This window comes from Reyranella sp. (assembly GCF_050185545.1).
Lineage (GTDB): Bacteria > Pseudomonadota > Alphaproteobacteria > Reyranellales > Reyranellaceae > Reyranella.
In genome coordinates this window covers 1-9,736 of record NZ_JBFWZI010000228.1, presented here as the reverse complement: position 1 = coordinate 9,736, position 9,736 = coordinate 1, and the positions used below count along the sequence as shown (strand labels likewise).

Sequence of the window (9,736 nt, the reverse complement as noted above, 5' to 3'; positions counted from 1 at the left end):
CCGGGAATCGGCCTCGCTGACCCGCAATCGCGGCGAAAACCTGCAGCGCAACCCCGATCCCATGCAGAAGTCCGCCTCAGATTACATCCGTGCTTTCAAACCCGCCGGTTGTTCAGACGTTCCCTAAGTAGTGGAAATTCTCTAAGATCACCCACTTCTCAGATTTTACTTGACGAAGCAAGTCAGCCACATGTTGTGGCAACTCTAGATTGATAGGGACTTCCTCATACTGAGTGTCTTTGCCCGAGCCAGTTGTAACCTTGCGACCGCCCTCTACTTCGCCCCCGCCGAATAGTGGAATCATCGCCTTTACACGCGTGGCAACACCCACTTCTGTTTCGGTCGCCCGCCTCTCGGTTCCGCCGATATGAATCTTGATGCCCGCCTTACTGAGAATGCTTTGGTAGATATCGCGTACATTCATTCTTGGAGTTAGGCTCACAAGAAGGTGTTCGGAGTACGGCAGATATTTAGAAACCAGCGCTGTCTTTCCCTGCTTTGACGAACCGTAAACCACGACTTCCTTGTCAGAAATAAGTGCGTCTAAAAATCGGTTGTCAACGTCTGGTCGCTCCACGTACGACAGCACTTGACTTGCGCTGACGCCGAAGACTTGTTCAAGCAGGGCCATTGCCGTGTCTCCTATCGTCTATTTCAACTACGATCTGGACCCGCGCCGACCACTATAGATGCAGTCTGTTTGAGTGCCGAGTCGGTCACTCCAGTCGCTCTTCGATATTTTTGGCAACTCGCAGCGGATATGCAGGCTCACCCCTTGAGCCCATCTGCGCATCATGCTCCCGCCATGTACGCCTTGCCACTGGTCACCTTCCGCGACTTCCTTGACCGCGCATTGTTGCCCTAAGAAAGCCGCAGCACTAGGCTACGTGTCTATGGCGCTTACAGAACAGCAATTGCTCGGGGAAATTGGCGAACTGATCCGCACTGCGCCGCCAGCAGATCAGGCTTCAAGCCCGGAAGGCATGGCGTGGCAAGGTCGCGTGGCAGCGATTCTGAAGCGCTGGGATCACACGCGAAGCGTCACTGTCGATGTCCAGCTCACACAGATGCGCAGTTCATATGGACGGCTTGCGTACCAAGGACACGGAGAGGTAATAGGCTTGCTGCATGAGGCACGGGCCGATTTGCAGTTGAAGACTGCGGGTCCCCTCAGCGTGGCAATCGACACGGCATCAGAGTTCGACTATTTCGACGTAATACGACGGCTGATCGCGGAAGCCAGGACTGAACTCTTGTTTGTTGATCGCTACATGGGAGCAGAATTCGTCGCCAAATACATGGGATTGGTCGTAGCCGGCACAAGCGTCCGCCTGCTAACCCGCGACCGATTGACGTCCCTAATCCCTGCGGCGCATGCATTTACGGCCCAGCACGGTCTTACGATTGCTGTGCGCTCTAGCGATAACATTCACGACCGCTACATGTTCGTGGATCGGCGGGCGTGCTACGTATCAGGTGCGTCATTCAAGGACGGCGGGCGCGATTCGCCAACCGCTGTCACTCAGATCGTTGACACCTTCGCGGATACGCTCGCCACATACGAAAGGCTGTGGGGCGAAGCTACCGTCCAGATTTGACTAGCTGCCTATAGCCGTAGACCGTCGTTCCTATCTCAGTTTTGAATCGCGATGGTGCGGGCTTAATTCGAGCACTCACATAAATTTGCCTCCTGCCAGAACTTCAGGCAGGCTTTCTGTGCGCTGAGGCATTCCAAACGACGCTAGGCCACAGCGCTCCATAACGACATACCAGATTGGTCCTGCGCAATTGCGCGGGTCGCTGGCGTCGTTTTGGAGTGCGTATGTCGGACCAGATCTTTCGTTCTACTTCGCCACTTGTCGCGACACGAGTGGTTGCAGCCCGGTTGCAGGTTTCCACCGCCGCAGTTTCCACTGCCTGTGAAGTGCTCGGCGTTCGCGGGCAGCGTTCGCCAACCGGGCGCCTTCTGTTTTCGCTGCAAGACTGCCAGCGCCTCGAAAAGCACTTTACCGCTCGCGGGCGGTAATGAAGTTCGACCACGCCGCGCTACTCGATCTAGTCCGCTGGATCGCGGAGCTGGACGCGCGTGCGTGGCTCACCGAGCACGAGCAACGTCGGAAACATCCTGATGGCACGCGGCCGGACGAGCCCAAGGATGCCGGAGACACTCATGGCGCGTGATTGGCCGGACGTCCTGATAATCGAGTGGCACCCCTACCAGCCTTACCTTGAGCCATCCGGCTGGATGCGGCGCGTGCGCATCGCGTCTGAACAGTACGAGCGTGAGCACGGCGAGTGGCCTGCGCGTATCTCGATCACGCTCGATGAGGACCGCGAGCGCATTCTGAAGATTGAGGCGCTGCCGGAATGAGCGCCGCGACCATCACGATTTTTCCGACCAACAAGGGCACAAGCATTGATTCGGTGCGCTCGATGACCCTCGCGGAACTCGAAACCGTCATCCGCATGGTGCGACCCGCCACGGTCAAAGATCAGTTGCCGTTGCTGAAGTTCGCGACATTCGGCGACCAGAGGTCGCCGGGTGGATCGCTGCGCCATGACGCCAACACGCTGTCAATCACTGGCTGCGAAGCTGACTACGACGGCGGCGAGATGCCAATGGCTGATGCCGTAGCACTCTGCACTAATGCCGGGATCGAAGCGCTATTCTACACGAGCGCGAGTCACACTCCCGAGAAGCCGCGCTGGCGCGTCCTCTGCCCGCTCGCCGCGCCAATCACTGGCACCGAGAATGAATTGCGCGAGCGCCGGGCGCATTGGGTCGGCGTCCTCAACGCGATTTTGGGCGGCACACTCAAGGGCGAAAGCTTTGCGTTGAGCCAGACGTTCTACTTTGGTGCCATCGCGGGCCGTCCCGCTCCAGAGATCGTGCGGCTGGCAGGCACCTGCATTGATAAGATGCGCAACCCGCCAGAGCCGGTCATGCTGGTGTCTGCACGGAGCAAAGCTCCGAGTGCCGCGACAGTCGACGACGCAGCGGACGACTGGCCGAGTCTCGTCGAGTACGCTGACCGCTCCGCGCACCTGCTGGCCTGCGTGCGCAAGGCATTGCTCGTCAAGAAGCTGTCGCCGCCTACGATACGCAAGCTGTTCGCCGATCACCCGCACGCGCTCGATCAGAGCGATCCGGCCCGCGCTGTGAATCGCGCAATTGAGCGCGTGCTTGCAGGACAGCCGCCCGCTGGCGACGTGTTAGAGGGCATGACCGACTCGCGCGTGGTTGCGCTGGTCCGCCCACACGTGGAAGCAGGTGCCGTGTTGGTGCCCAGTGATGACGTGCCGCATTCCGTGGCAGCCCGGATCACGTTGCGGGCGTTGCGTGATCGCATGTATTCGCAGGACGGTCACGTCGTCGAGGTTGCCCGCACGCCGGAAGGCGTGTCGATTCAGCCTGTCCGCGATCAAGCTTTGGCTTCACGCGTTGATGATCGCCGGCAAGTTCTGAAGGTCCACTTCAAGAACGGACGCCATACGCTCGGCCCGTCTCGAATGCCGGTCAGCAGCGCGGCAGTCGTCCTCGCCTCTGCGGCAGTGCGCGAGGAACTGCGCGAGATCCGGCTTGTGCTTAAGCGCCCGATTGCCGTCGAGCATTCAGGTCGCCTGCAAGTTCTGCATCCCGGCTTCAACGACGGTCCCGGCATCTATGTCACGGCAGGTGAGGCGATCCCGAATGTGGCGTTTGATGTTGCCAAGCGGGATTTGCTGGCGCTTTTGGACGGCTACCAGTTCGCCAGTGCTGCCGATCACTCGCGGGCAGTAGCGGCGCTCGTACTACCAGCGCTCGCGCTCGGCGGCATGCTCTCTGGCAACAAGCCGATGCTGCTGATCGAAGCCAACGAGCCGCAGGGTGGCAAAACGAAACTTGCCAAGGCCATCGCTACGACACTGGGTGAACGGCAGCAAGCCATCACTCAGCGCACAGGTGGCGTCGGCTCACTGGATGAGTCCATTTCTGAAGCACTGCTGCGTGGCGCTCCGTGCATCCTGCTCGACAACTTCCGGGGCCACCTCGACTCGCCGCACCTTGAGGCAATCCAGACGGCTGGCAACGCGCTGATCGGCTGTCGCGTTCCGCATCGCAGCGTGGTTTGGCTGCCGGTTTCCAATTACCTTTTCACGCTGACGTCCAATGGGTTGCAGTTGACCGAAGACCAGAGCAATCGCGTACTAGTCGTCCGGATCGTGCGCAGGCCGGATGGCTACGAGTTTCCCGAATACTCGGAAGGCGGGTTTCTCGAACACATGGAGGCAAACCCGTCTCACTATGCCGGGTGCGTGTTGACCGTCGTGCGACATTGGTTCGACGCGGGCAAGCCGCGCAATCCTGTCCAACATGCGTTCTTTGAGACTATGGGCGTACTCGACTGGATTGTGCGCGAAATCTTTGGCATGGCGCCGCTGCTCGACGAGCACCGGACGATCACTGCGCGGCTTGCTTCACCGGACGGCGGCTTCATACGGTCGTTGGCGCTGGAAGTCGAGCGGCAGCAGCGGCTCGGGCGCTGGGTGCTCGCCAGCAGTCTAGTGGACACGGCCAAGACTGCCGGGCTCGCCCCAAATGGTGGCTGGCCTGAGAGCGATGACGAGTCCAATAAGCTGATGGGCCGTGTGCTGGCCAAGGCGTTCGCGAAGTCCGAGGTCCTGGACTACGGGCACCTGCACATGCGCCGCGCTGTGGGCCAGTACGACCACAAGCCCGCCAAACGGTATTGCGTCTGGCGGCTCGCTGACGGCCCGCCGCCGCCCTACGTGGACGACGAGGCCCCACTGTGAGCCACACCGCCCATCGCCGCCCATACCGCCCGGGCCTTAAAGCGCTTAGGGAATCGACCCGATTTTCCTATAGAAACGGGGTCCGGGCGGCATGGCGGTTCATGGGCGGACGCAGGAGCATGGGCGGGATCGCGCCGCCTGTGCCGCCCAGCGCTCTGGACATTTCCAAATATCGAGCCGGATTTTTCGAGAAGTTCCATGCACAGGCGGCATGGGCGGTGACTGCTGCCACGTTTGGCCGGGGGCGTGCCGTGAATTTGAAAATGGTCGGTCCAGAAAACCGCGCCCCCTCATGTGCATGCAAAAACCCGGGTGACCTTTGAAAAATTCCGCGCCGCAAAACAGCCCTCGTCCACCGGCTGGTCTGTCTGCCGGGAGCCAAAAATTGTGGCAGGAATTGCAGCAGCAGTACGGAATCGAGGACTCCGCCGGGTTGCTGCTGCTCACGAGCGCGATGGAAGCCCACACGCGCATCGAGCGCGCCCGCGCAATCATCAAGCGCGAAGGTGAAGTCGTGCTGGACCGTTTCGGCCAGCGCAAAGCGAATCCTGCCTGTCAGGTCGAGCGCGACGCCCGTTCCGGAATGCTGATGGCTCTGCGTCAACTCCGTTTGGAACTACCGAAGGCAACGCACCATGACGACGACTAAGCGCTTTCACCTACCGCAAACATCCACATCGGATGTGGACCACATCGTGACCTTCTTCATCTCAGCGGGATCGCTTTGGGACGCCGATCGCCCGCCAAGTCTTTTCTGGCTGCCTTACACCAGCGGTCGGCTCCTGAGATTCTTCTGGCGCAAGGCATGCGAGGGAGTGCAGCAGCGTGTTTCGGCGCGGGCCTTTGAGTTGATGTCCGCCGAGTTCGACCGTGGCGGACCAGCCCGCCAGTTTGAGAGTTGGCCAGTCGATCAGCGTCGCGAGATTTACGCCTTGTGCCAGACCACGGGCGCGATGTGGTGGGTTGATGAGCACGGCAACAGTCTGCCGATTGGCGTGAGAAGCATAGCGACCTACCGCGAGGACCTAGCGCGGCTGCGGGCGGCTAATGACGACGCCGACTGAACCGCGCTGCCCGCACTGCGGCGGACCGCTCGACGCGCAGCCGAGCACCGAGGCGCAGCTTCGCGCATGGTGCGTCGAACACGGGCACTTCATCAGTCCGGATGACGCCGTCCACGAGGACGTGGCCGCGCTTCTGCTTGATCGCGCGCCGGGGACGTTGGCGAATTGGCGAGCCAATGGCGGCGCAGGTGTGCCGTTTTTCCGCGCAGGGCGCACCGGCAGAGTGCGCTATCGGCTACGGGACCTCGCGGCCCACATCGATGCATCGAGGGTCAACGATTGACAACGATTGACAACGATTGGCGCTTTCCCGCCCGCGCGATCCCAGCGACGCTTTCGGCATCAATTCCCAACGCCGAGGCACGATCATGATTTCTGTTCTACCCCGTGGTATGACTCACTTCCGCTCGATCCTCGCTCGCGCTGCTACCGGCGGGCGCAGCGACGGTGCCGCATATGCCGCCGAGAAATACGGCGCGACCGTCGCCCGTGTGACGAAGGAGGCGATTGATGCCGGCGGGTTGGCTTCCGGCTCATGGACTGCTGCACTCAGCAGTCCGGAATCTGCTGAATTCTGGGGCGCGGTCGCGCAAGCTTCTGTTGTCGGTCGGCTCGGGCTGCGCCCCGTTGCGCTCAACATCCGCACAATCGCGCTTGTGGAAAGAGCGATGGCCTACTGGGTCGGCAACGCTGGCATGAAACCCCTCAGCCGCATGGCGCTCGACGGGGACATTTTGGAGCCGCTGAAGATCGCAGTGGTCTATGTGCTCACGCAGGAGTCCGCCCGGTTCGCCGATGCCGCAACCGAACAAGGCATGCGGGCCGATGCAGTCCGCATTTTGGCCGAAGCAATTGACGCTACACTCCTGAACCCACTCAACGCTGGAGTTGCCGGTGAGTCACCCGCGAGCGTGACGTACGGAGCCACAGCAATCCCATCCAGCGGCTCTGCTGCGGCGGACATTCCGGCGCTGATCGAAGCGTTCGACGGCGACTTGGCTGCGGCAGTGTTTGTCGGCGATCCGCTGCTCGGCGCTCAGATTGGTCTCGCTCGCGACGCGGGAGGTTCGCCGCTGTATCCGGATGCCGGCGTGCGTGGCGGCCAGATTTTGGGCGTGCCTTTCATCACGTCGCGCGCATCGCCGCGTGATTCGAGTGGCGCACAACTTGCGCTGATCGATGGCGGCGGCATTGCGTTCGGGGCCACAGGCGTGCGGTCTGTTGTGTCTGGCGAAGCGACGCTGGCGATGCGCGATGACCCGGAGAGTCCCGCCGCGCAGGTCAGTTTGTGGCAGTGCAACTGCGTCGCTGTGTTGAATGAAATCATCACCAATTGGCGCGTGGTGCGACCCGGCTCGGTTGCCTACATCGCCGGTGCCAACTACGAACCGCAGTCATGACGGCCAAGGCGTTCGATCCGGTGAAGTTCGCCGCAGGAGTGCGCGAACTCGTCGCGCGCGAAGTGAGCGCGGCGCTGGAGGAGCGCGAAGCCAAAAGCCTCGCGGACCATTTTCGCGGGCCATGGCTGCCGGGCCAGTACAAACGCGGTGATCTCGTCCAGTGCGCAGGAAGCGTGTGGATTGCGGTTGAGGATGCGACCGGAAAGCCGGGTGGCTGCTCGTCGTGGCGCTTGCTTGTGCGAGGCAGTCGCGAATGACGCCGATGGTCACAATTCAAGTCGATGCCTTGCGCTCGCGCTTCGACGGCACCGTGCAGGTGCTGCACGACTTCGACGATACCGCCGTGGTCTTGCTGACGCCACGCGGCAGCGCGCCGTTGTGCACAGCCGAAGATCTCATGGACTACCTCGCGCAGCATCCGCAGACAGTCTTGCCGCTCTGGGACAGCATTGACGCCGAGCGTCGGCCGTTCGTGCTGGCGCTCAATCACATCTCCTTCAAGACGCTGGACTGCGCAGTGCCGCCGCTGCGGGCGGTGGAGTGAGTCGGTGTTGGCGCGCCTCGGGGCGGTGCTGTGAGTCGTCTCCTTCTCACGGTAGCCGGCATCGCTCCGAGGCGCATTTTCTGCCACTCGCCGGTTCGGACGGGCGCACACAACTTCATGTTCTAGATGGTGCGATCCCGAAGTGCCGGAAGTAGAGGGAGACTTCCTCCGGGTGATGCGCCCGCATAACGGAGAATGACGATGGCCAAGCAACTGAGAGCCGCGCTGTACGGTCGAGTCAGCGTCAAGCGCAACAGCAAGTTCGCCGCAGACGATCAATTACGTGTGTGTCGCGAACTTGCGCAGCGCAATAGCTGGCTCGTGGTCGCGGAATACAAAGATGAAGGCATCAGCGGCGGCACGTCTCGCAGAGCGCAATACCAAGCTTTGCGTGCAGCCGCCAAGCGCCGTGACTTCGACATCGTCGTCGCAGAGGACTCCAAGAGACTTTGGAGAGCGCTGGGCGAGCAGTTCACGGTTCTCGACGAGTGGGTCAACATCGGCGTGGACCTTGTCACGGTCAGCGGTCTGGACAGCCGCGATCAGCACTTCCGCATGATGATCTCGATGCAAGGCGCGATGGCGGAACACGACTTGAAGGAGTGCCGGTACAGAATCAGAAGGGGTCTTGAGTCACGCGCCAAGGACGGTCGCGCTACTGGTGGCAGAGTCTTCGGCTACAACCCGGCCAAGGGCGACGCGGTCACCGTCAACCTAGAGCAAGCGGCGGTCGTGCGTCGCATCTTTCGTGAGTATGTTGGCGGTATGTCTGCGCGCAGCATCGCGCATGGACTCAATCGTGACGCCATCGCCTCACCGGGCTCGTCCTGGGAGGGCCGTGATGGCAAGTGGCGGCAGTCCGGCGTCAGAGTAATTTTGAATAACCGGCGATACACAGGCGTCGTTGTCTGGGGCGCATACAAAGTTCAGCGCAAGGCGGGTGACAGTAGCAGCAGAAGATATCTGCCGGGTGACGCTCCTATTGAACGCAGATGCGCGGAATTGCGCATCATCGACGACGCCACGTGGCGGGCAGCGCAACAACGCATCAAGGCTACCGCGAAAGCCTGCGCAATTTTCGCGGTGCCTGCCAAGGAGGGTCGAGCGGCCTACATCGGTCGCGGCGGCAAGCCGCTGCGCCACGCGCTCTCTGGCCTGTTGAAGTGTGCTGAGTGCAACGGCAGTTTCATCATCTCGGACAGCCGCTCCTATGGCTGTGGCACTCATCGCTCGGGCGGCGAACACGCCTGCTCGGTTGGCCAGCGCCTCCGGCGCACCGAGGTCGAAGAAGCCGTGTTCAACGGCATCAGCGAGCAAATGCTGGCACCAGACTTTCTGGCCGCCTACATCAAGTGGTTCAAGCAGAACGTCGCCTGCGCGCAGAAGGCCAATGCCGGACGGGGAGCCGCCAGCGGCAAGCGCCTTCAGGAAGTCGAGCGGAAAATCGCCAACATGGTGGACGCCATCGCCAACGGCGAACTGCGCGGCAACAAGTCGCTGACCAAGCGCCTGCAGGAACTGGAGGACGAGCGCGACCAGTTGGCGCGGGACCGGCAGCCAGTCAGCAACGTCGTCTCGCTCCTGCCCCGTTTGGAGGCTCGCTACAAGGCGCTGTTGCGCGACCTCCCTGCCCTCGCCAAGCGCGACCCGGAGGGTGCGAGGACGCTTCTGCAGCAGCTAACTGGCGGGCTGCTAGTGGTCGCGGTCGCGATCAAGGACGAGGACGGCAAGCGCCGAAAGGCTCTGGCCGTGGACTATGCCCTGTCGGGCGAGCGCCTGATGCTGGCGTCAGGCGTGAGTGGAACAGGTGGTGCCGGTGGAGGGACTTGAACCCCCGACCTCTCGCTTACGAAGCGACTGCTCTACCAACTGAGCTACACCGGCGTTGGGGGCGCGAAGTATAGGCAAGGCCCGGGCAGCGGGCAAACTGCGCC

General features: G+C 61.6%; 11 protein-coding genes and 1 tRNA gene. 10 read left to right on the top strand and 2 right to left on the bottom strand.

Annotation, left to right across the window (positions count from 1 at the left end):
* Positions 1-112: 112 nt before the first annotated feature.
* Positions 113-631 carry a hypothetical protein gene (locus AB7O82_RS33830; RefSeq protein ID WP_428621378.1) on the bottom strand — a complete coding sequence of 173 codons (519 nt, stop codon included), beginning with the start codon at positions 629-631 and terminating at the stop codon, positions 113-115.
* 262 nt (positions 632-893) lie between these two features.
* Here AB7O82_RS33830 and AB7O82_RS33825 point away from each other — a divergent pair, with 262 nt between their 5' ends.
* The 10 genes from AB7O82_RS33825 (at position 894) to AB7O82_RS33780 (ending at position 9,632) form a co-directional block, all read left to right on the top strand.
* On the top strand, positions 894-1,598 hold the full coding sequence (locus tag AB7O82_RS33825) for a hypothetical protein (RefSeq protein ID WP_428621377.1): 705 nt from the start codon (positions 894-896) through the stop codon (positions 1,596-1,598).
* 572 nt (positions 1,599-2,170) lie between these two features.
* Positions 2,171-2,371: a hypothetical protein gene (locus AB7O82_RS33820; RefSeq protein ID WP_428621376.1), complete on the top strand. Its 201-nt coding sequence runs from the start codon at positions 2,171-2,173 to the stop codon at positions 2,369-2,371.
* The gene (locus AB7O82_RS33815; RefSeq protein ID WP_428621375.1) at positions 2,368-4,794 is read left to right on the top strand and encodes a hypothetical protein; all 2,427 of its coding nucleotides are present in this window, start codon (positions 2,368-2,370) and stop codon (positions 4,792-4,794) included. Before AB7O82_RS33820 ends, AB7O82_RS33815 begins: the two co-directional genes overlap by 4 nt.
* Before the next feature lie 385 nt (positions 4,795-5,179).
* Positions 5,180-5,443: a hypothetical protein gene (locus tag AB7O82_RS33810; protein ID WP_428621373.1), complete on the top strand. Its 264-nt coding sequence runs from the start codon at positions 5,180-5,182 to the stop codon at positions 5,441-5,443.
* Positions 5,430-5,858 carry a hypothetical protein gene (locus AB7O82_RS33805; RefSeq protein ID WP_428621371.1) on the top strand — a complete coding sequence of 143 codons (429 nt, stop codon included), beginning with the start codon at positions 5,430-5,432 and terminating at the stop codon, positions 5,856-5,858. Before AB7O82_RS33810 ends, AB7O82_RS33805 begins: the two co-directional genes overlap by 14 nt.
* Positions 5,842-6,141 carry a hypothetical protein gene (locus tag AB7O82_RS33800; RefSeq protein WP_428621370.1) on the top strand — a complete coding sequence of 100 codons (300 nt, stop codon included), beginning with the start codon at positions 5,842-5,844 and terminating at the stop codon, positions 6,139-6,141. Before AB7O82_RS33805 ends, AB7O82_RS33800 begins: the two co-directional genes overlap by 17 nt.
* Positions 6,142-6,157: 16 nt before the next feature.
* A complete protein-coding gene (locus AB7O82_RS33795; protein WP_428621369.1) occupies positions 6,158-7,258 on the top strand; it encodes a phage major capsid protein in 1,101 nt (366 codons plus the stop codon).
* Positions 7,255-7,515 (top strand): hypothetical protein, encoded by a 261-nt coding sequence (locus AB7O82_RS33790; protein ID WP_428621367.1) that lies wholly within the window; start codon positions 7,255-7,257, stop codon positions 7,513-7,515. The genes AB7O82_RS33795 and AB7O82_RS33790 overlap by 4 nt, the downstream gene beginning before the upstream one ends.
* Positions 7,512-7,802 carry a hypothetical protein gene (locus AB7O82_RS33785; RefSeq protein ID WP_428621365.1) on the top strand — a complete coding sequence of 97 codons (291 nt, stop codon included), beginning with the start codon at positions 7,512-7,514 and terminating at the stop codon, positions 7,800-7,802. The genes AB7O82_RS33790 and AB7O82_RS33785 overlap by 4 nt, the downstream gene beginning before the upstream one ends.
* 201 nt (positions 7,803-8,003) lie before the next feature.
* Positions 8,004-9,632, top strand: a complete 1,629-nt coding sequence (locus tag AB7O82_RS33780) for a recombinase family protein (RefSeq protein WP_428621364.1) — start codon at positions 8,004-8,006, stop codon at positions 9,630-9,632.
* Here the strand turns inward: AB7O82_RS33780 and AB7O82_RS33775 are convergent.
* Positions 9,611-9,686 (bottom strand) — tRNA-Thr (locus tag AB7O82_RS33775). The two genes, AB7O82_RS33780 and AB7O82_RS33775, sit on opposite strands and share 22 nt — an antisense overlap.
* Between the last annotated feature and the right edge of the window lie 50 nt (positions 9,687-9,736).